This window comes from Rhizomicrobium electricum, from assembly GCF_011762045.1.
Classification (GTDB): Bacteria; Pseudomonadota; Alphaproteobacteria; order Micropepsales; family Micropepsaceae; genus Rhizomicrobium; species Rhizomicrobium electricum.
The window spans coordinates 300,262-321,955 of sequence record NZ_JAASQS010000003.1 but is presented as its reverse complement, the minus strand read 5'-3'; the positions used below and the strand labels follow the sequence as shown (position 1 = coordinate 321,955).

At 62.6% G+C, this 21,694-nt stretch carries 14 protein-coding genes; 3 read left to right on the top strand and 11 right to left on the bottom strand.

Going from position 1 to position 21,694, the window contains the following annotated elements; translation table 11 throughout:
- Window positions 1-51: 51 nt before the first annotated feature.
- The 10 genes from FHS84_RS07060 to FHS84_RS07015 all read right to left on the bottom strand — a co-directional run bounded on the left by FHS84_RS07060 (window position 52) and on the right by FHS84_RS07015 (window position 12,178).
- Complete coding sequence (locus tag FHS84_RS07060; protein WP_166932335.1) at window positions 52-1,134, bottom strand: protein-glutamate methylesterase/protein-glutamine glutaminase; 1,083 nt, start codon at window positions 1,132-1,134, stop codon at window positions 52-54.
- Between the two features lie 4 nt (window positions 1,135-1,138).
- Window positions 1,139-1,993 (bottom strand): CheR family methyltransferase, encoded by an 855-nt coding sequence (locus FHS84_RS07055; protein ID WP_166932333.1) that lies wholly within the window; start codon window positions 1,991-1,993, stop codon window positions 1,139-1,141.
- 10 nt (window positions 1,994-2,003) lie between these two features.
- Window positions 2,004-2,477 (bottom strand): chemotaxis protein CheW, encoded by a 474-nt coding sequence (locus FHS84_RS07050; protein ID WP_166932331.1) that lies wholly within the window; start codon window positions 2,475-2,477, stop codon window positions 2,004-2,006.
- A gap of 1 nt (window position 2,478) precedes the next feature.
- Window positions 2,479-4,272 (bottom strand): methyl-accepting chemotaxis protein, encoded by a 1,794-nt coding sequence (locus FHS84_RS07045; protein ID WP_166932329.1) that lies wholly within the window; start codon window positions 4,270-4,272, stop codon window positions 2,479-2,481.
- A gap of 12 nt (window positions 4,273-4,284) precedes the next feature.
- Window positions 4,285-4,782 (bottom strand): chemotaxis protein CheW, encoded by a 498-nt coding sequence (locus tag FHS84_RS07040; RefSeq protein ID WP_166932327.1) that lies wholly within the window; start codon window positions 4,780-4,782, stop codon window positions 4,285-4,287.
- Window positions 4,783-4,785: 3 nt separating this feature from the next.
- A complete protein-coding gene (locus FHS84_RS07035; protein WP_166932325.1) occupies window positions 4,786-6,717 on the bottom strand; it encodes a chemotaxis protein CheA in 1,932 nt (643 codons plus the stop codon).
- On the bottom strand, window positions 6,714-7,079 hold the full coding sequence (locus FHS84_RS07030) for a response regulator (protein ID WP_166932323.1): 366 nt from the start codon (window positions 7,077-7,079) through the stop codon (window positions 6,714-6,716). Before FHS84_RS07030 ends, FHS84_RS07035 begins: the two co-directional genes overlap by 4 nt.
- On the bottom strand, window positions 7,076-7,381 hold the full coding sequence (locus FHS84_RS07025; protein WP_166932321.1) for an STAS domain-containing protein: 306 nt from the start codon (window positions 7,379-7,381) through the stop codon (window positions 7,076-7,078). Before FHS84_RS07025 ends, FHS84_RS07030 begins: the two co-directional genes overlap by 4 nt.
- A 173-nt stretch (window positions 7,382-7,554) precedes the next feature.
- Window positions 7,555-9,066 carry a UxaA family hydrolase gene (locus FHS84_RS07020; protein ID WP_166932319.1) on the bottom strand — a complete coding sequence of 504 codons (1,512 nt, stop codon included), beginning with the start codon at window positions 9,064-9,066 and terminating at the stop codon, window positions 7,555-7,557.
- 13 nt (window positions 9,067-9,079) lie between these two features.
- The gene (locus FHS84_RS07015; protein ID WP_243850825.1) at window positions 9,080-12,178 is read right to left on the bottom strand and encodes a glycoside hydrolase family 2 TIM barrel-domain containing protein; all 3,099 of its coding nucleotides are present in this window, start codon (window positions 12,176-12,178) and stop codon (window positions 9,080-9,082) included.
- 167 nt (window positions 12,179-12,345) lie between these two features.
- Here FHS84_RS07015 and FHS84_RS07010 point away from each other — a divergent pair, with 167 nt between their 5' ends.
- Genes FHS84_RS07010 through panE form a run of 3 tightly spaced genes read left to right on the top strand, consistent with a single transcriptional unit; the run spans window position 12,346 to window position 20,087 of the window.
- The gene (locus FHS84_RS07010; RefSeq protein ID WP_166932315.1) at window positions 12,346-15,729 is read left to right on the top strand and encodes a glycosyl hydrolase; all 3,384 of its coding nucleotides are present in this window, start codon (window positions 12,346-12,348) and stop codon (window positions 15,727-15,729) included.
- 16 nt (window positions 15,730-15,745) lie between these two features.
- A complete protein-coding gene (locus FHS84_RS07005) occupies window positions 15,746-19,105 on the top strand; it encodes a glycosyl hydrolase (protein ID WP_166932313.1) in 3,360 nt (1,119 codons plus the stop codon).
- A 55-nt stretch (window positions 19,106-19,160) separates the two neighbouring features.
- The gene (panE, locus tag FHS84_RS07000) at window positions 19,161-20,087 is read left to right on the top strand and encodes a 2-dehydropantoate 2-reductase (RefSeq protein ID WP_166932311.1); all 927 of its coding nucleotides are present in this window, start codon (window positions 19,161-19,163) and stop codon (window positions 20,085-20,087) included.
- On the opposite strand, the gene FHS84_RS06995 is transcribed toward panE, so the two are convergent.
- Window positions 20,077-21,675 carry a rhamnogalacturonidase gene (locus FHS84_RS06995; RefSeq protein WP_166932309.1) on the bottom strand — a complete coding sequence of 533 codons (1,599 nt, stop codon included), beginning with the start codon at window positions 21,673-21,675 and terminating at the stop codon, window positions 20,077-20,079. The two genes, panE and FHS84_RS06995, sit on opposite strands and share 11 nt — an antisense overlap.
- Between the last annotated feature and the right edge of the window lie 19 nt (window positions 21,676-21,694).

Sequence of the window (21,694 nt, the reverse complement as noted above, 5' to 3'; positions counted from 1 at the left end):
GGAGGGGTATACCGCGAGATAGCGCTTGGCGCAAGCGCCGGCCGGTTTCCCTTAGCGCGCGGCCGCCCGCAGCATCTCGACGGCGATGTTCTGCAGCGGCACGACGCGGTCGACACAGCCGCGGGCGATGGCTTCCTTGGGCATGCCGAAGACGATCGACGTGGCTTCGTCCTGGGCGATAGTGAAGGCGCCGGCTTGCTTCATTTCCGCAAGACCGCGGGCGCCGTCATCGCCCATGCCCGTCATGATGACTCCCACGGCATTGCTGCCCGCCACATTCGCCGCCGAGCGGAACAATACGTCCACGGACGGACGATGACGCGATACCAGCGGACCCGGCTTGACCGAGACGTAGTACTTGGCGCCGCTGCGTTCGAGGATGGTGTGGAAATTGCCCGGCGCGATTAATACGCGCCCGCGCAGAACCGGATCGCCATCGGCGGCTTCCTTCACCTCCATTTGGCAAACGCTGTCGAGCCGCTTGGCGAAGGAGGTGGTGAAGCGCTCCGGCATGTGCTGCACGATGACGATGCCGGGCGCGGCCGCGGGCAGGGAAATGAGCACGTCGGTGAGACTCTGAGTACCGCCGGTCGAAGCGCCCATGCAGATGATCGTTTCGGTGGTTCGCGCCATGGCGTGGCGCACCGGCGGCGGCAGCATTGCGTCCGCGGTGAGTTTTTTCTCGGGTGTGAGCGGCTCGGGCGCGCCGCGGCGCGGCTCGCGCAAGCGGGCTTTGGCGGCAGCCTTGACGGCGTCGCAGATCTGAATTTTGGTTTCGAGCAGCTGCTCGGCGATGTCGACTTTTGGCTTTTGGATGATGTCGACTGCGCCGGCGTCGAGCGCCTGCAGCAGCGTCTGCGTGCCTTCTTCCACCAGCGAGGAACACATCACCACCGGAATAGGGTGCTGCGCCATCAGCTTCCTGAGAAAGGTGATGCCGTCCATGCGGGGCATTTCGACGTCGAGCGTAATGACGTCGGGAACTTCCTTCCTGATGCGCTGGGCCGCCGCAAACGGGTCCCCGGCGGTGCCCATCACGGTAATATCGGGATCTTCCTCCAAGATCGTCGTCAAAGTCTGCCGCACGGTGGCGGAGTCGTCGACGATCAGAACGCGGAGTTTCTGGTGTGCCATGGCATCATTGCCGTTGGAAGATGGTATTGGCGACGGCCGCAAGCGGCAGTCCGGAACGCGATACGGATTCGGAATGGCCGAGCACGAGGTGGCCGCCCAGCCGCAAGTGGCGACACAGCCGCGTCGGCACCGCAAGCTGGGTCGGCTTGTCGAAATAGATCAGCACATTTCGCAGGAAGATCAGGTCGAAATCGGCCGGAACCGGATAGGTCTCGTCCATCAGGTTGAGCCGGGCAAACGAAATGGCCGACCTTAGCTGCGGGGACATTCGGACTTCGTCGCCATCCGACGAACGCATCACGTAGCGATGGCGAAAATCGTCGGGCACCGGATCGACCATGGCCTCTGGGAAGCGGCCGATCAGAGCTTTCTGCAAGGCCTGGTAGGAGAGATCGGTCGCCAGAATGGAATAGTCCATGCCGGGATGCTTGCGGCAGAAATCGTCAAGCAGCATTGCGAGCGTGTAGGGTTCCGCACCGATCGAACACGCCGCGCTCCAGGCCTTTATGCGGCGCGGGCCGGAGCGGAGGATGTCCGGCAGTATGGTCTGGGTCAGATAGTCGAAATGCGCCGGCTCGCGAAAGAAATCGGTTTTGTTGGTTGTTACCGCGTCCATCAGGTGGACGATCTCGGCATCGATCTCGGGGCCGGTTTCGTCGAACAGGATGCGGCAGTACTCGTTGACGTCGTCGATCCCGACGGCCCGGCAGCGCCGCCGCAGCCGTCCTTCCAGCATGGTCCGCCGCGAGACGTTGAGCGCGATGCCGCTGTAGTTTTTGATGAACTTGGTGAGCCGCTCGAAATTGAAGGGGCTGAGCGGCTCGTTGTCGTCCAAGGGGCCGGCGACGTGGCGTATCATCGCGAACTCGTCAGGCAGCCTGATCGACCGACGCGGCGAGCACGGCGACGTCGTTGCTTGCAAGCAGTCTTGCCACATCGAAAATCACCACAAAACCATCGGCGCGGTGCACGACACCAGCAATGTAATCGGAGCGCCAGGCGACACCGACGTCCGGCGCCCCCTCGATTTCTTCATCGGCGAAACTCGCCACCTCCAGGACGCGGTCGGCGACGAGCCCGAGGCTCAGCGTGCGTCCTTCAATCGGCACGTCCAGTACCAGGATGCGGGTCACCGGCGTTGGCTCGATACGGGGCAGGCCGAGTTTGCTGCGAAGGTCGATCATCGGCACGCCGCGTCCGCGCACGTCGATCAACCCCAGCATCCAGGGCGGGCCTTCGGGGATGGCGAAGGGTTCGCGGTAGTCGAGGATCTCGCGGACCATCGACACCGGCACCGCGAACACCTCCCGGCCGAGGCCCAGCGTAACGAACTGACCCGCCATATCACGCATACTCCTTGAAGCGTTCGTCGTCCTCATCCGGACCGCCGCGGGTGAGATCGAGCGCAAAGCCCTTCGCGCGGGCCTGCTGCTCGGCGACCGTCGCGCCGGCTTTGGGAGTACCGCGCAGTATCGTGCGTTCAAGACGCTTCTTGGACTGTGGCTTCTTGAGTTGCGGCGCGCCGCTCTTGGCTTCGGTGCGGAAGTACGAGATCGATGCCTGCAGTTCTTCCGACTGGCTGGCCAGTTCCACCGACGTCGCGCTCATCTGCTCCGAGGCTGCTGCGTTCTGGCGCGTCACCTTGTCGAGTTGCTGGATTGCCTCGTTGATTTGGCTGGCGCCGACGTCCTGCTCGCGGCAGGCGGCACTGATTTCCGAGACGAGTTCGGCGGTCTTGCGTATATCGGGCACCAGCCGGGTCAGCATCTCGCCGGCAGCCTGGGCCGCCTTCACCGTCTCGCTCGATACCGCGCCGATCTCCGAGGCGGCCGTCTGGCTGCGCTCGGCGAGCTTGCGTACTTCCGAAGCCACGACCGCGAAGCCCTTGCCGTGTTCGCCTGCGCGCGCCGCTTCGACGGCGGCGTTGAGGGCGAGCAGATCGGTTTGGCGTGCGATTTCCTGCACGATGGTGATCTTTTCGGCAATCGTCTGCATGGCGACCACGGCCTTGTTGACGGCATCGCCGCTGAGTTCGGCGTCCTTGGCCGACTGGCGGGAGATTTTCTCGGTCTGGGCCGCGTTGTCGGCGTTCTGCTTGATGTTGGCCGCCATCTCTTCCATCGAGGCGGAGGCTTCTTCGGCCGAGGAAGCCTGCTCGGTGGCGCCCTGGCTGACTTGCTCGGCGGCCGACGACAGTTCCTGGCTGCCCGACGCCACGTTCTCCGAGGCATTGGTGGCGTTGGCCACCACATCGCGCAGCTTCTCGACCATGCGCTCCAGCGCCCGGCCCAGCGTGTCCTTCTCCGACAACGCTTTCGGCTGGACCATCAAATCGCCTTCGGCAATCTTGTCGGCGATGGCGGCGGTGGCGCGCAGATTGGCGGTCATGGTTTCGACGGACGTTGCGACGTCCTTGATCTCGTCGTTTGTCCGGATCTCGATCGACTGACTGAGGTCGCCGATGGCGACCGCATCTACCAGCTTCGTCACCTTCCGAAGACCGGATCCGATCGACAGGATGATCCAGCCGCCGGCAATCGCTGCGAGCAGGAAAGCCACGGCCGTGAGGGTGATCAGGAACGTCCGGGTCGAAGCATAGCTGTTCTCGGCTTTGACCTTCGCCTCCTCCATCAGGTTCCTGGCGCGCTGCACACGCTCGTTCGAATCGGTGAGCAGCTGCATGCCGGGCTTGTATTCCTTCACCAGCGAGATTTCTTTCGCTTCGGCCTTCTTGCCTTGCTTGGCGTAGTCGCGTAGCTGCACGTCGAGCGGCTTGATCTCCTCCCAGGCTTTTTGCATCCTGGCGTAGATGGGGCGGCCCTGTTCGCCTGCGATGTCGTAGCCATGCGCGAGCGTGGCATCCATCTTCTCGCGAAGTTCGGTGATCTGCTCGTCATAATCCTGGATCATCTTCGGATCGTCCGACAGGATCATGTTCTTTTCCGATCGCAACATCTCGAGCAGGAAATACCGCACATCGCGGCCGACCTGCAGCTTCTCGACGGGACCCTGGATGAGGCCGGTGAAGCTCTGATTCATCGCGCTGACGCCATTGATACCGAAGCCCGCTGCCGCCAGCATCAGAATGATAATGGTTGCGAAAGCTAGGCCGAGTTTCCATTTGATCGTGAAACGCATGTCCGTCCCCTGTCAGTGTTGCGTTCCGGCCTGAATGTGGCCGCAAATATTGAAAATACGCGGCAGGTTGGGAACGACGATCAAGTCATTGTTCCGCTTTGCCAGGCATCGGATGAAATCCTGCCGCCAGCGCGTGCCGATGCGGGGTGCCGCCTCGGTTGTCCGGTGGTCGATAGTGGTGACTTCGTGGACTTTGTCTGCCTTGAGGCCAATGACGCAGGCCTCGTTGTTGTGTTCCAGTTCGATCACGATGAAGCGGCTGTCCTGGGTGACCGATTGCGCGTCGAATCCGAAGGCCAGATGCAAATCCGCCACCGGAATGACGCTGCCGCGAAAATTGATGACGCTACCTGCGATGGCGGCGCTTCCCGGCACGAGCGTCTCGGATTGGATGTCGAGAATCTCGCATACCATGTTGGCTTCGAGGGCAAAGGTTTCGCCGCTCAGATCGAAGGTCAGCACCTTGATCTGGCCGTCTTGGTCCCAGACGATTTCGTCCTTCTCGATCATAGATCACCCGGCTGCGCGCAGCCGGTCCTCCTGTTGCTGTCCAGCGGCCACCAAGTGCGGTACGTCGAGAATGAGGGCAACGCCGCCGTCGCCGAGAATTGTGGCGCCCGAGAATGTGCCGATTCCGGCGTGGAAGCTGGACAGCGGCTTGATCACGGTCTGGTGGTCGCCGAGGATCTGATCGACGACGAGACCGACGCGTTCGCTGCCCGTCGAGACCACGACGATCTTCTGGTACTTGTCGGGTACGGTTCCGGTCGCGAAAAGCTCGCGCAGCCGGATGAACGGTACCAACTGGCCGCGCAAGGTGAGGAACGAGCGTCCCCGGCTGCGCTGATCCTGATCGGTCGTTAGTTCGACGCATTCCTCCACCGAGGCAAGCGGGATGACGTAGCGGCCTTGGCCGATGCGCACGAGAAGGCCATCGATGATCGCGAGCGTCAGCGGCAGGCGCAGCGCGACCTCCGCTCCGCTGCCGGGGCGATTGGCGATGTCGATGGTGCCGCGCAGGGATTCCACGGTGCGCTTCACAACATCCATGCCGACCCCGCGGCCGGAGAGATTGGTGACTTTTTCGGCCGTGGAGAATCCCGGTGCGAACAGCAACTGTAGAATTTCTGCGTCGCTCGTCGGCGCGCCGGGAGCGAGCAGTCCGGAACGCTCGGCTTTGGCACGCACGCGGTTGAGGTCCACACCGCGGCCGTCGTCGCTGACGGAAATGACGACTTCGGTGCCCGCTTGCCGGGCGGAGAGCGTGATGCGTCCGGCATCGGGTTTGCCCGCAGCGCGACGTTCTTCGGCCGTTTCGAGCCCGTGATCGGCGGAATTGCGGATCAGGTGGATCAGCGGGTCGGCAAGGCGCTCGATGACGTTTTTGTCGAGCTCGGTGGTTTCGCCGGAGGTGCGGAAGTCGATCGTCTTGCCGGTATCGCGCGCCAGATCGTGGATCAACCTGCGGAAGCGGCCGAACAACTGACTGATCGGCACCATCCGCACGTTCATCATGGAGTCGCGCAGTTCCGATGCCAGCCGTTCGATTTCCTCGGCGACGGAATGAAGATTGGCATCGTTCGAGAAGGCGACGACCTGCTTGAGTCGTGACTGGGCGATGACGAGTTCGCCGACGCGGTTCATCAGTTCGTCGAGGCGCTCGGCCGGCACGCGTACGGTGTAGCCGATGGCTTGCGCCGCCGCCGGCTTGTCGTTCGCTGCCACGGGGGAGGCGGCTTCGGATACAACATGGCCGGCGGCGGAAGCTAGCGGGACGAGTTCAATGGTAAGTGCTGCGTCGTCACCGACGAAGATAAACACTTCTTCGATCGCTGCGCGCGGATGACGCGTCTTGAGGTGGATGTCCCAACCGAGATGGCAATCCGTTGGCTGCAAAGTTTCGAGATTGGGAATGTCGCCTGTGAGCGGCGCGATCTCGCAGGGCCCCAGGGCGCGGAGTTCGTCAAGCAGCGCGAGCGGGCGCGTGCCGTTGACGAGGGCATCGCGGGCCAGCGAGAAGCGGATTCGCCAGCTTTTCTCCGGTTCTGGTTCCGGGGCTGTTGGTGCGGGCGATCCGGCGGCCATGGCGGCTTCGATGCTGGCGAGGAGGGCGGCTCCTTCATCTTCCGGAACGTTCTTTCCTTCCGCCAGGGCGCGCAGATGGTCTTCCGCCGCCAGGACCGAGGCGATCAGCTTCGGTGTCGCTTTGACGAGGCCCTTGCGCACGCGATCGAACGCCGTTTCGCAGGCGTGGGCAAAGCCTGCCAGCGCGTCGAAGCCGAACATCGCGCCCGAACCCTTCAGCGTATGCATGGCGCGAAAGACCTGGGCGATGAGATCGGCATCGCCGGGACTTTTCTCGAGATCGAGCAGGGCTTGCTCGATCTGATCGAGAAGTTCCTGTGCTTCGACGCGGAAGACTTGTGCGGGATCGTTGTCGGTCATTTTGCCAGGACCTTGATGACGATGCGGCTGAGTTGGTCGGCATCGAACGGCTTGGTGATCCAGCCGGTGGCGCCGGCCGCCTTGGCCTGGCTCTTTATGCCGGGATCGGACTCGGTGGTGAGAAACAAGATCGGCACGCCGGTGTAGGCCGCATTGGTGCGCAGCTTGCGGATCATGGTGAGGCCGTCCATCACCGGCATGTTGAGATCGGTGATGATCAGGTCGAAGCGCGCAACATCGGCCTTGGTCGCGCCTTCTGCGCCATTGGCAGCTTCGCTGACATTGTGACCAAGGCCGCCGAGAGCGATTTTCACCGCTTGGCGGATGCTGGCGGAATCGTCGACGATCAGAATCGCGCTCATGGCGTAGCCCAGAAAAGCGCGTCTTCCGGCGAATTCAGGAAGCCGCCGCGCACCAGGACGTCTCGGAGGGAAACGGGAAGCGGGCCGGCGATACAGATCTTCTTGCCGTCGCGCGCCGCCGTTTGCCGCGCCGACTCGACGAGTTGCACGACGGATAGATCGGCTTCCGTGATTGCAGTGGGATCGAACACCACGTTCGGTGCCGCGGCGTAGTACTCCAGCAGAGCGCTATGTGTGTCCGCGATGGTGCGGACTGTCTGTTCGCCGCACAAACGAAATGCTGTGGTGGTTTCTGAGTGCACTTAGGTAAGTCCCCTTGCACTGACGATCAAGCCGCGGGGGATTACAGGTGACTTCACTTAAATCGCGGTAAAGTTATGCCGCCGCTACCACTGCAATCGTGGGTAGTCAGTATTCGTACCTATAGGAAACAAGTATCGTCAGCACAGATTTCCCATAATTTGGGAACTCGGCGCTACATTACTGCGCCGATATGCCAGGGCACGAACTCCATATCGCCGTAGCCGAGTTCTTCGCTCTTTGATTTCTGCCCGGATGCCACCGCCAGAAGGTAGTCGAGAATCTCGGCTCCCTTTTCCTCCACCGTTGCGCCGCCGGTAGCGATGGTGCCGCAATCGAGGTCCATGTCGTCGGGCATCTTCCGGTACACTTCGCTGTTGGTGGCGAGTTTGATCGACGGCGAGGGTTTGCAGCCGTAGGCCGAGCCGCGTCCGGTCGTGAACGCGATCATGGTGGCACCGGACGCCACTTGGCCCGTGGCGGAGCAGGGATCGAAGCCGGGGCTGTCCATGAACACGAGGCCGTGCTTTTTCACCGGCTCCGCATATTCGATGACATCGACCAGCGGCGAGGTGCCCGCCTTGGCGACCGCGCCGAGCGATTTTTCGAGGATGGTGGTGAGGCCGCCCGCTTTGTTGCCCGGCGACGGGTTGTTGTTCATCTCCATCTTGTGGATGGCGGTGTACTCCTCCCACCACGTGATCCGGGCGCGAAGCTTTTCCACCAGCGCGGGCGATTGGGCGCGGGCATAGAGAAGGTGCTCGGCGCCGTAGATTTCCGGCGTTTCCGACAGAAGCACCGTGCCGCCCAGCGACACCAGCCGGTCACTGGCGTTGCCCAGCGCCGGGTTGGCGGTGATGCCGCTCCAACCGTCGGACCCGCCGCACTGCAGGCCGATGACGAGTTCGCTCGCCGGCTGAGGGGTGCGCGTGATGGCATTGGCGGCCGGCAGCATCGTCTTCAGCCGCGCCAGACCTTCGGCGATCGCCCGTTTCGTGCCACCGGTGTCTTGGATGGTGAAAGATTGGAAGTGCTCGCTGTCGGTGATGCCGTACTCCTGCTTGAAGCGCGCAAGCTGGATCATTTCGCAGCCGAGTCCGACCAGCAGCACCGCCGCGAAATTCGGGTTCGCTCCCGTGCCCCAGAGCGTACGCGTGAGCAGGTCGTAACCTTCGCCCTTCACCGCCATGCCGCAGCCGGACGGGTGGGTGATCGGCACAATGCCGTCGATGTTGGGATAATCCTTCAGGAGTCCGCTCTTTTCGGCCGCTTCGGCGATGTGGCGCGCCACGGTGGCGGAGCAGTTCACGCTGGTCAGAACGCCGATGTAGTTGCGGGTGCCGACTTTGCCGTTCGCCCTTTTGTAGCCGAGAAAAGTCCGCGGGCGCTCGTGCGCTTCGAACACCGGCGCAGCATCGGCTTCTTCGCGCAGATCGGAAAACGCAAGATTTTGCACGTGGACATGCTGGCCGGGGGCGATGTCTTCGCTCGCCACGCCGATCACCTGACCGTATTTGCGCACCGGTGTGCCGCGCGGGATCGGTTTGGTCGAAACCTTATGTCCGAACGGGATGGCGTCGCGCGTGGTGATGCCCTCCGCAACGATTTCCGTGCCGGGCTCCAGCGCCGTCACCGCAACGACGACGTTATCATTGGGATTGAGGCGGATCGTGGCGATACTCGGCATTTCGGTCTCCAGATCAGGCTAACCAGGACAGTGCATTGCGCAGAAAACGAAGTTGCATCGGCGCCACGAAATCGGGCACGCGGTGGAACAGGACTTTGCCCCGTCCGAGGCGCGTCGTGAAGGTCCCTGCGCCGATCCGCCGGTCGTGATCGCGGCTGTAGCCGACGAATACATCCACGTCGGGGCCGTCGACGATCAAACCGTTGGCGAGCCGGCCGCGGGCCTGGAAAAATCCGTCCATCGCGCGCCCGACCGGCATGCCGGCGTAGACCGGATGCTCGCGCACGAAATACCAGTTTCCCATCCACGGAGCGCGGTAGCGGCCGACCTGGCCCTGATAGGTGAACGCACCTTCCGCCGCGAGTTGGCGCGCAACGCCATCGGCCAAACCGTCTTCCTGCGGCAAGAGCAACAGCGGCAGACCCGCTTTCGCCGCGGCAACAAGCTCGGCGGGCAGGGTTCCTGGAACCGGTGAGGTCTTGGACGTTTTGTCGAGCGACAGACCTTCGTCGCCACCGAGTTTTTGCCCCGGCGTTGACGCATCGGTGAGGCCGGAGGCGATGACCACATCGAACGAACCGCCCGGCACGTAGTCGGCGACCGCAATTCCGGGTATCTGTGCCAACTGCTCTCGGAGACGCGGCCAGACGCCGGCAACGCCGACTTTCAAGATGCGACCGGAAACCGGCGGAAGCTTGGTGTCGACAACCCAGATTTCCTTCATCTGCGTGGCAGCGGGTTCGCCGGTCAGGGAGAACTCGAACCGGTGGAGACCTTCGGCATCGAGCGGGGCATTGCCGTAGTTCTCCATCACCAGCGCACTCATCTGTCCCGGAGCGAATGCTGGCGCCGGCGAATCCACCAAGCCGACGCGCAGACCCGAGGGTTCGATCCGTGTGAATTTCAGCCGTCCCGTTACGGGCTTGCCGGTGTCGTTCAGGAGGTAAAGATCAAATTTGGCAACCTCGCCGCGCGCCACCACCGTCTGCCGTTGCTTGGCGACCGGCCGCACCGGCTTGAGGCTGCCGGCGATCAGTTTGGGGTCGGATTTGAAGTTGCGGAAATTGTCGACAATGCCGGAATGATTGTCGATGGCCGTGGTTTCCCAGCCGGAGATCGCGGCGTAGTCGACGGCGTCGGCGATGCGCGCATTCTCCATATAATTCTGCCAGCTGACATAGCTTTTGCGGCCGATGGAGAGGAACAGCGCTTCGGCGCTCGGGAACGCGGCGGTGAAATTCCAGCGCTTCAGGAACGTCTGATACGCCGCCAGGATCTCTTCGTGGTCTTTGCGGTCGTAGGCCTTGCCGCCGCGCGCGATGATCTCGGCCACCATCATGGTGTGGTTGTCGGGAACCGCGCAGCCTTCCATCTCGCCGTATTGGACGATGCCGGCCGCCAGCGTGTTGCGATACGTGAAGTGTTCCGGGTCCTGATAGAAGCGGTCGTACCACTGGTCGCCGGCGCCCTGATGATCGCCCCACCACTGGCCCCACGGTTCCTTGTCGGAGCGGTGCAGCACTGGATTGTAAGGTTCGTACCACGCCTGGGCGGCGCGATATTCGGGTGAGGACATGCCGTCGTTCATCAGGATGATGCGGCTTTCGTCCAGGGCCCGCAGTTCTTCCATCACCTGGAGCACGGTCGGATCGTTAAAGTCGGCGTTGTTTTCGTTCTGCAGGGTCCAGTGGACGAGGCTCGGATGGCTGCGGAACGTGCGCATCATCAGCTTCATCTTGGCAATGGCGTAACGCTGGCAGAACTTGTCGGCTTCGGTGTCGGGCTTCTGCATCACGACGCTATGCTGGTCTAGCGGCGTGCCGGCAGGCCATTTGCCGAACATGAATTTGCCGCCGCCCGGCTCCATGCCGCGGAGCAGGCCGAGGCGGTCCTGGGCGTCGAGGACGTCGTGCTTGCCGGGGTTGCGGTGGAAGGCGAGGCAGTTGAGGCCGAGCGCTTTGGCCGCGCGCACTTCTTTTTCGGCGAGGTCGGGCGTCGGCCACAGTCCGTTGAGCCCCCAGTAGCCCCAGGAGATCGCCGAGTAGAGCTTGATGCGCCGGCCGTTGAGCTTGAACATTGCATTCGAGCCAACGCCGTCGGACGTGAACCAGCGGAAGCCGAACGGCACGTCTTTGCGCGACAGGCCTTGTTTGGTTTTGAGGGAAACCTCGAGACGGTAGAGCGCCGGTGTATCGAGATCCCAGATGGCAGGCTTTCGGGCGCGCAGTTCGAACCGGAATGTGCTGCCTTCGGTGCCTACATATATGACTTGTGCCGGCAGCTTCTTGCCGGTCTTCGTGTCGACGATCCTGAGCGCGATCTGCCGTTCTGTGTTTTTGGTGCCGGCGACGGTCACAAATGCGTGAACCGTTCCCGCTTTCGGTGTGTTGAGCACCCAGGCATCGGCAATGCGCGCGTCCATCGGGTGGACGGAAATCGTCAGTCCACGGTCCAATCCGCCGAACCCGTGGCTCTTCTGGATGCGGACCTTGCCCCACTCGATCGTGTCGCCGTCGACCCAGTCGAGCCGTCCGCCCGGATTGGTGATGCGGATCGCCAGCGTGTTTTTACCGCCCGGTGCCGCCGCGTCGGTCAGGTCGCACTCGAACGGCAATTGGTCGATGATCGAGTACCCGACCAGCTTGCGGTTGAGATAGACCTCGGCCCGCTGCCGTGCGCCGCGCACCGTGAGGATCAGGCGCTTGCCCGCCATCGCCGCGGGAATGTCGATGTCGCGCCACCACCATGAAACGCCTTCGTAAATGCCGTTTTTGGGCTCCGTGTCGGTGGCGGCATAGGTGAACTCGCGTTCCGTATACGGACGGCTTCCGAATGCTCCCCAATAATGCTGTTCGACGGTCGCGGGCAGGCCGACCGCGATGCCGGCAAGCGCATCCCATCCCCCGGTCGGCGGGTTCAGCGGCAGCGTCTTGAGATCGAATTCGCCGGGCAGGAAGATTGCGTCGTCGCGCCAGGCAGCCTTGTCGTCGACCCACAACCGCCAGCCTTGGTCGGGAATGACGATCGTATCCAGGTTGAGGGGGGCAGCTTCGGCTGGAACGGCTGCAGCGGCGCCGGCCATGCCGACAAACTCGCGACGGTTGATGCGCATCACGCTAGTCTCCCTCTCGCCCGGCGCTCTGCGACGCCTTGTACAGTCCGCGTCTGGACCCGTTGTTGCGTTAGCACGAGTGATCTAAAGTGCGCAAGTTAGAACAGAAATGCGCCAAATTCGATCAACACCAAACATTATCGAAGGGTGCATTCGGGAGGAAAATCATGCCGTCCATCAGCGGCAAGCGTCTGTTTGTGCTTGCCTTGCTTACATCGGCGGCAGTGTTCCTTCCGGCCAGCGGCGGTAAAAAGCCGGTCCGGCCCTCCGACGCGTTGGCGAGTGGGTTTATAGCGCCTCCCCAGGCGGCTCGTCCCCGCGTCTTCTGGCCGTGGATGAACGGCAATGTCACCCGCGAAGGGATCGATAAGGACCTTGCCTGGATGCATCGCATTGGGATCGTCGGGTTTCCGGCGGTCGATGCCGCAATCGATACCCCGACGGTTGTCGATCATCGCGTTCCGTATCTCTCCGACGAATGGAAAAGTATCTACCGCTATGCCGTCCGTGCGGCCGACAAATACGGCATGGAGGTCGCCATCGAGGGGGCGCCCGGCTGGAGCACGACCGGCGGTCCGTGGGTAACTCCCGATCAGGCGATGAAGAAACTGGTGTGGAGCGCCACAGCGGTCGAAGGCGGCAAGCCGTTTCACGGTGTCCTGCCACAGCCGCCGGATACCATCGGCCCGATCCAGAATGCGCCTCTGGCGGGAGACGATGTGCCGACGCCGAAGACGGCCGCGCTGCGCTTCTATCGCGACAGCCTCGTGCTCGCCTATCCGGTACCGGTCGAAAGTCCGGCGGTGATCGATGTGGAATGGAACGGCGGCAGACTCGATCCCAAACAGTTGGCCGATGGCGATCTCGCAAACGCGGTGAAATTGACGGCCGCAACGCCCGATGCCGATATCTGGATTGCCGGAAAATTCCAGCGACCTGCCACTATCCAGGGCGTGACGCTCGGCATGAATGTAGCCAAGTCGCTGGGATATCGCGTAACCGTGGAAGCATCGGATGACGGCGAAACGTGGCGGCATGTCGCCGATTTTCCGCCTGCGGCCCAGCTTCAGCGCATGCAGATGGGCGAGCAGACGATTTCGTTCGCGCCCGTGACTGCGCGCCGGTTCCGCGTCGTGCTGAAGCCGGCGGCGCCTTTGCTGCGCAGTTATCGTCCCACGACCGATGCCGCACCGGGCTATCTGCCGCCGGGAAGCGTCAGCCAGACGAGTGCCAATCCGACGATTGGTGGTGATGCTCCTGTCGAGCGCATCTATCAAATCACCGAATTCGTTTTTCACACGGCCGCTACCGTGCACGAGTTCGAGAAGAAGGCGATGTTCGCCGCGCCGCCGCGCGATTTCTATGCTTTGGCATCGGCGTCCGCGTTTGTGCCCGGCTCGGCCATCGATCCGGCTGGCGTCGTCAACCTCACCGACAAGATGAAACCGGACGGCACGCTGGATTGGACGCCGCCGCCGGGAAAGTGGACCGTGCTGCGCCTCGGCTATTCGCTGGTCGGCAAGGAAAACCATCCGGCGCCGCGCGAAGCCACCGGACTCGAAGTCGACAAGCTCAATGCCGAACATGTGCGGGACTATCTGCGCCAGTATTTCAGCCTTTACAGCAATGCGGCGGGCCCCGATCTGTTCGGCAAGCGCGGCATCCGGTCGATCCTGATCGATTCCTCCGAAGTCGGACAGCAGAATTGGACCGAAAACCTGATCGCCGATTTCAAGCGTCTGCGCGGCTACGGTCCGACGCCGTTTCTGCCGGTCCTCACCGGCGCGGCCGTCGAAAGTCCTGCCGCCTCCGACAAATTCCTGTGGGATTTCCGCCGCACGGTAGAAGAGCTGCTGGCGGCCAATCATTACGGCGAAATCGTACGCTTCGCGCACGAACAAGGGCTGCAGGCGGAAGGCGAGGCGCTGGAAATCTATCGCCCGACATTCGGCGACGACATGGAAATGCGCCGGCATTTCGATATGCCGATGGGCGCGATGTGGACCTACGATACCGATGAGTTCCCGGCTCAACTGACCTACGAAGCCGATCTTCTGGGTGCGGCCTCGGTGGCGCATATCTATGGCCAGAATCTCGTCGGCGCGGAATCGCTGACCAGCGACCGCCAGCCCTGGGCCTGGGCCCCGTCCGGTCTCAAGCGCTATGTCGACATGGCGTTCGCGCGCGGCGTCAATCGCATGTTCATCCATACCTCGGTGCATCAGCCGGTCGACAAGGCGCCGGGCCTTACCTTGTCGGGCTACGGCCAGATGTTCGATCGGCTCGAAAGCTGGGCCGGTATGGCGCGGCCGTGGACCGACTACATTGCGCGTGCATCCTATCTGCTACAGCAGGGCCGTTTCGCTGCCGACGTGGCGTATTTCTACGGTCAGGAAGCGCCGCTGACGTCGCTGTTCGGCGAGAAGCGCGTGATCGAGGTTCCGTCGGGATACGCGTTCGATTTCTTCAATAGCGAAGCGTTGAACGAACTGACGGTCGATCACGGTGCGCTCGTCACCAAATCCGGCATGCGGTACCGCGTGCTTTATCTCGGCGGCATGTCGCAACATTTGACGGTCTCGGTGTTGAAAAAGCTGCGTGCGCTGGCCGATGCCGGAGCGGTGATCGTCGGAACACGCCCGATCTCGTCCCCAAGTCATGCCGATATGCCGGAAGCGTTTGCGGCGGCTTGTGATGCGCTGTTCGCCAGCCGACAGGTGTTTACCACCCTGCCGGAGGCATTCGCCGCGATGGATCTAAAGCCCGATTTTGCGGTCCGTGGCACCGACGCGATGGTGCTGCATGTTCATCGCAAGCTTGCGGACGGCGATCTCTATTTCGTAGCCACCCGGTCGAAGACGCCGGAGAACTTTACTGCCACTTTCCGCGTGTCGGGCAGAGTGCCGGAATTGTGGGATGCGGTCACGGGAAAGGTCAGCCCCGTGTCCTGGACTGCAAAGGATGGCCGTACCGACGTGACCTTGTCGCTTCCGTCCGACGGTTCCGCATTCGTGGTGTTCCGCAAGCCGACAAAAATGCACGGGCAGGCGTTGCGCGTTCCGACCGAAACGGCGGTTGCCAAGATTGATGGCGCTTGGACCGTCGCTTTTCAGCCCGGCCGTGGAGCGCCTGCGTCCGTCACGCTCGATCGTCTTGCACCGTGGAACGAAAGCGCCGATCCGGGTGTGAAGTATTTCTCGGGCGAAGGCACCTACACCAAGACTTTCACCATGCCGGGCAAGCGGAAAGGCGTGCGCTATGTGCTCGATCTCGGCGACGTCAAGGAATTGGCCGAAGTGCGCCTCAACGGCAAGTCCGTGGGGACGGCTTGGGCGGCTCCTTTCAAGATCGACGTCACCAAGGCGATCAGGCCCGGCCGCAATGTGTTGAACGTGAAAGTCGCCAATCTCTGGGTCAATCGTTTGATCGGCGATGCCCAGCCGGATGCAAAGCAGAAGTACACCTTCACCATCATCCCGACCTATCGCGCCGATGCGCCGCTCAGACCGTCGGGATTGATAGGACCGGTCCGCATCGACCGCGTTCAGTAATAGAAGAGAGCACATCATGAAATTCGGGAAGTGTTTCGTGTCGCTGCTGCTGGCTTCCGCCGCGGTGGTGTTGCCGGCGTCTGCCGGTTCCGATGCATTGTTGAACGGCTTCCGCGCGCCGCCTTCGTCGGCGCGTCCGGGCGTCGGCTGGCCGTGGATGAACGGCAACGTCACCAAGGACGGGATCGACAAGGATCTTCAATGGATGCATCGCGTCGGCATCTCCTCGGTCGGCCTCGGCAGCGCCGCCATCGACACGCCGACGGTGGTCGAGAAGCGTCTCGAATATCTGACGCCCGAATGGAAGGATGCGTTCCGCTACGCGATAGGCGAAGCAGCCAAGCTCGGCATCAGCGTCGGCACCGGTGCCGCGCCGGGATGGAGCATGACGGGCGGGCCGTGGGTCACGCCGGAGCAGTCGATGAAAAAGCTGGTGTGGAGCGCCACGCCGGTCGAAGGCGGTAAGGTGTTTCACGGCGTATTGCCCCAGCCGCCGGACGTGATCGGTCCGATCCAGAATGCGCCGTGGTTCGGCGATCATCCGCCGACGCCGAAGACCGCCAACCTGCATTTCTATCGTGACGCGGTCGTGCTGGCTTATCGGGCCACCGCCGAGGAGCCGAAGATCGCCGCAGCCGAAACCTCGTCCGGTAAGATCGAGTCCGCGCAGTTAATTGACGGCGATCTGTCGAAAGGCTTTGTACTGACGCCAACAACCGATGATGCCGATGTGTACGTATCGGTGAAATACAAGAAGCCCGCTACCATTCAGGGCGTCACTCTCGGCATGATCGTGCCGCAGGCGTTGGGCTATAAGCTCGTGGTGGAAGCCTCCGATGATGGCGAGGCTTGGCGGCACGTCGCCGATTTTCCGCAGGTGGCGCAGCTTCAGCGCATGCAGATGGGCGAGCAGACCATCGGTTTCCCGCCTGTTACCGCGCGTTATTTCCGTCTGGTGCTGAAAGCCAATCCGCCGATCCCGGTCAGTTTCCGGCCCAAGGAAGATGCCGCGCCCGGCCTTATCACCAACAATTCGAAGCCGGCGCCGAAGCGCGCCTATGACATTCGCGAAGTGGCGTTCCGCGCCGCCGCTACGGTGCACGAGTTCGAAAAGAAGGCGATGTTCGCCGCGCCGCCGCGCGATTTTTATGCCATCGCCGGCACACGGGAAATTGCACCCGGCACCGCCGTCGATCCCGCGAGCGTGGTCGATCTTACCGGCAAGATGAAATCCGACGGCACGCTTGATTGGACTCCGCCCGCCGGCAAATGGGTGGTGTTGCGCCTCGGCTATTCGCCGGTCGGCAAGGAGAACCATCCGGCGCCGCCCGAAGCGACCGGGCTCGAGGCCGACAAGCTCAATCCGGCCCATATGCGCGCCTATGCCGAGAACTACATCGACTTCTATCGCACCGTGACCGGTCCGGATTTGATGGGAAAGAAGGGGCTCACCTCCATCGGCCTCGGCTCGACCGAAATCAGCGAGCAGAACTGGACCGAAAGCATCGTCGCCGAATTCAAGGTCGTGCGGGGCTACGACCCGACACCGTATCTGCCGGCGCTCACCGGTGTGATGGTGAATTCCCCCGATGCCAGCGACAAGTTTCTCTACGATTGGCGTCGCACGGTGGATGGGTTGCTGGCCAAGGCGGAATACGAGGAATTCTGCAAGGTCGTGCACGAGAAGGGTCTGAAGTGCGGCGGTCAGGCGTTGGAAAATCATCGTCCGACCTTCGGCGACGACATGGATATGCGCCACTGGTACGACTCCGTCGGTGCCGCGATGTGGACTTACAACAGCGACAAGTTCCCGGCGATGCTGGCGTATGAGGCCGATATCGAAGGGGCGGCATCGGCAGCGCACATCTATGGCGCCAATATCGTCAATATGGAGTCGCTGACCAGCGATCTGCAGCCGTGGTACTGGGCGCCACGCGACACCAAGAAATGGATCGATCTGATCTTCGCGCTCGGCGGCAACAAGCTCGGCATTCACACGTCGGTGCACCAGCCGATCGACAAGGCGCCGGGTTTGTCGCTCGGGCCATTCGGTCAGTTCTTCAACCGGCATGAGACCTGGGCCGAGATGGCCAAGCCGTGGCTCGATTATCTCGCCCGCGCTTCGTATCTCCTGCAGCAGGGCAAGTATGTCGGCGATATCGTCTATTTCTACGGCCAGGAGGCGCCGATCGTGTCCCTTTGGGGCAATAAGCGCGTCGAAGGTGTTCCCGCCGGGTACGCGTTCGACTTCGCCAACGAGGATGTCCTGCTCAACCGCTTGTCGGTCGACGGCGGCCAACTCGCGACCGAAACCGGCATGCGCTATCGCGTTCTTTACCTCGGCGGCTCGTCGGACAAGATGACCTTGACCGCGCTAAGGAAGGTCCGCGCGCTGGCCGAAGCTGGGGCCGTAGTGGTGGGCAAGCGTCCCAGCGAAAGTCCGAGCCTCGCCGACGATCCGGCCGCGTTCCAGGCCGAATGCGATGCGGTGTTCGGGAAGGACGGCGCTGCGCACGCGCTCGGCAAGGGTAGGGTATTCCCATCCGGCTCGCTGGAAGAGGCGTTCGGCGCGATCGGTGTGGCGCCGGATTTCGCCTGGGACCGGAAGGACGTCAAACTTCTCTACATCCATCGCAAGCTCGCGGATGGCGAGGTCTATTTCGTCTCCAATCGCGAAGATAAGCCGGTCGATGTCACCGCTACGTTCCGCGTCGACGGCAAGCGACCGGAGATTTGGGATGCGACGACGGGCAAGACGTCGCCCGCCTCATACAAGATCGGCAATGGCCGTACGGCGGTGCCATTGAGTTTGCCGGCCAACGGTTCGGCCTTCGTGGTGTTCCGCGGGACCGCGAAAGCGCCATCGCACACGGTAAAAGCGCCGGTCGAAACGCCGGTAACCACCATCACCGGCGCCTGGACCATCGCATTCCAGTCGAACCGAGGTGCACCGGCATCCGTCACGCTGCCGAACCTCGCGCCGTGGAACGAGAACAGCGATGCCGGTGTGAAATACTTCTCGGGCATCGCCACCTATACCAAGACATTCGCTATGCCGGCGAAGGGGGCTGGTGCGTATGTGCTCGATCTCGGCGCCGTGAAGGAACTTGCGGAGGTGCGGCTCAACGGCAAGCCGCTCGGCACGGTGTGGACGACGCCCTACAAGCTCGACATCACCAAAGCGCTGAAGCCGGGCAAGAACGTGCTGGAAGTGAAGGTAGCCAATCTTTGGGTCAACCGCCTGATCGGCGACGCCCAGCCGGATGCAAAACAGAAGTACACTTTCACCATCATCCCGACCTATCGCGCCGATGCACCGTTGAAGCCGTCGGGCCTGCTGGGGCCGGTGCGGGTATTAAAGCTGACCCGGAAATGATCTTCCCTTGCTGGCTCCGGCATACTATGGCTGGAGCCAGCGAGGAGCTAGACCCATGCGATTGCTGGTGGTTGGAGCCGGAGCGACCGGCGGGTATTTCGGCGGACGCTTGGCGGCGGCCGGCCGCGACGTGACGTTTCTGGTGCGCTCGGCGCGCGCCAAGCAATTGGCGGCAGATGGTCTCCGGATCATCAGTCCGCATGGCGACGCAACCCTCACGCCAAAACTGGTGACCGCCGGGACTATCGCGGCGCCGTTCGACGCCGTGGTGATAACCGTCAAGGCCTATTCGCTGGCGGCGGCGATCGAGGACTTTGCCCCGGCGGTCGGCCCCGACACGGTGATCGTTCCGGCGCTCAACGGTATGCGCCACATGGACGTCCTCGCTGCCCGCTTCGGTGCCGGAGCTCTGGTTGGGGGATTGTGCAAGATCGCGGCAGCCCTCGATCCCTCGGGAGCCATCAAACAACTGTCCGGCTTTCACGATTTTGTCTACGGCGAACGTGACGGCAACGACACGGCGCGGATACGCGCGCTGGACGCGGAGATGGTCGGCGTCGGCTTCGATGCGCGGCTGTCGTCGCGGATCGAGTCCGAAATGTGGGAAAAATGGGTGATGATGGCCACTCTCGGCGGCGTCACCTGCCTGATGCGCGGCGCCGTCGGCGAAATCGAGGCTGCGATTGGGGGACGGGAGTTCGTACAGGCATTTCTCGACGAAGTGGTTGCTGCCGTTTCCGCGCTTGGCCACGTTCCCGGTCATGACTTCGTTGCCGCACTCAAAACGATTCTGCTGGCCAAGAATTCGGCGCTGGCGGCTTCGATGTATCGCGATCTCGTGCAGGGCAATCCCATCGAAGCCGACCAGATCATCGGCGATCTGCTGGCCCGTGCCGCGAAGGCCGGCGTAAAGACGCCGCTGTTGGCAACTGCCTATGCGGCGCTTTGCGTTTATCAGAACCGGCTCGCCGCTACAGCGTGACCGGCGCCATCGGGGCTCCCGGTGCGGCGGATGCAAACACGCCATGCGCACGAAGGCCTTGAACGTCGTCGGTGACCACGGCCGGACGCGCATCCGGCGTCAGACACCGCATATCGATGTCGGTCATGGTCACGCCGCGGACATGGCGCAGATAGAAGCCCCACGCCGGCATCGGGCCGAACATGTCGGGATCGGGATAGGCGCCTTCGTTCTCGGGCGGCTTGATGGCTGCGTCGGCAGCGCTGCCGCCACCGGGATGGATCTGGCGGATGCCGGCGAAGGATACGTCCTCGATCAGCCCGCCCGGAACGCCGGAGACGATCGAGCAGTAGCGCTTGTCGAGATAGTGGCAATCGACGTCGCTGACGGAAACGCGCCGCAGCACGGCCATCGGAGCGCCTTTGGGCGCGCGCCGGCGGTCGCCGAGGCGGAGGAAAATCGGTGCCGCGGTGCAGTCGCGCATCACCAGATTGTTGCACACCACGTCTTCCAGCACGGCGCCGTCGACGCTTTCGATGGCGAGGCCGTTGCAGCAGTCGAACACGCAGTTGGAGACGGCAACGTTGCGGTAGCCGCCGGTCGATTCCGTGCCGAGTTTAATGCGGCCGCTCGTAAGGTGCGGAAGGATGTTCTTGAGCTGCTCGCGTTTGTAGGTCGCGTCCAGCATCGAACCGACTGCATACCCCGAGACGAAGCAGTTGGTGATAGTGACGTTTTCGGTCGGTCGCACTTCGCCCAAGGCATATGAGCTTTTCAGCACGATCGCGTCGTCGGTCGGCGAGTTGACCGAGCAGTTTGAGATCCGGCAGTTGCGCACCACATCGATGTCGATGCCGTCGCGGTTGGTGTCGATCTTGAGATTGTCGATGGTAAGGTTGTCGACGCCGGTCGCCAGGATGCCGAAATGGCCGCCGCGATAGATGGTGATGTCGCGCAGCGTGATGTTGCGGCAGTTCTTGAGCGCGATCGCCTTGTTGCCCAGGCCCGCCATCTTCTTCACGGATTCAGCGTGGTCGGCGATACGCGCCTTCAGCATGTCGGTCTGGGGCAGGTCGTCGCGGCCGATGCCGACGCTCCACGGCGCATTCGGGCTGACATTGGTAAGGCCTTCGCCGTCGATCCAGCCGGGGCCGAGGATCGCCACATCCTCGATGTTCTCGCCCCAGATCAGGCTATTGTGGAAATAGGAGTGGCCGTAGTCCTGATAGTTCTCGAACTTGTTCGGTTCGGCGGGATCGTATTTGCCGGGATGCTTCTTGGGATCGGCCGCCACCAGCACCGCGCCGGACCCGAAATAGAGCGTCACGTGGCTCTTGAGGTGGAGCGAGAACGACAGGAAGCGCCCTTTCGGGAAGAAAACCGTGCCGCCACCCGCTTTGGCCGCCGTATCGATCGCTTTCTGGATTGCAGACGTATCGAGGGTGTTGCCGTCGCCCTTGGCGCCGAATTTGCGGATATCGAATGCATCGGGTGCATTGGCGCTGGCCGCCGAGAAGGGCAGGACCGCCAAGCTCGCGCCGTAGAGGAGCTGCCGTCTTCCTACCAAGCCCCAATCAGGGCGTGTATTTTCGACAACGACAAGGCCCATGGCACTCTCCCTCGAAATG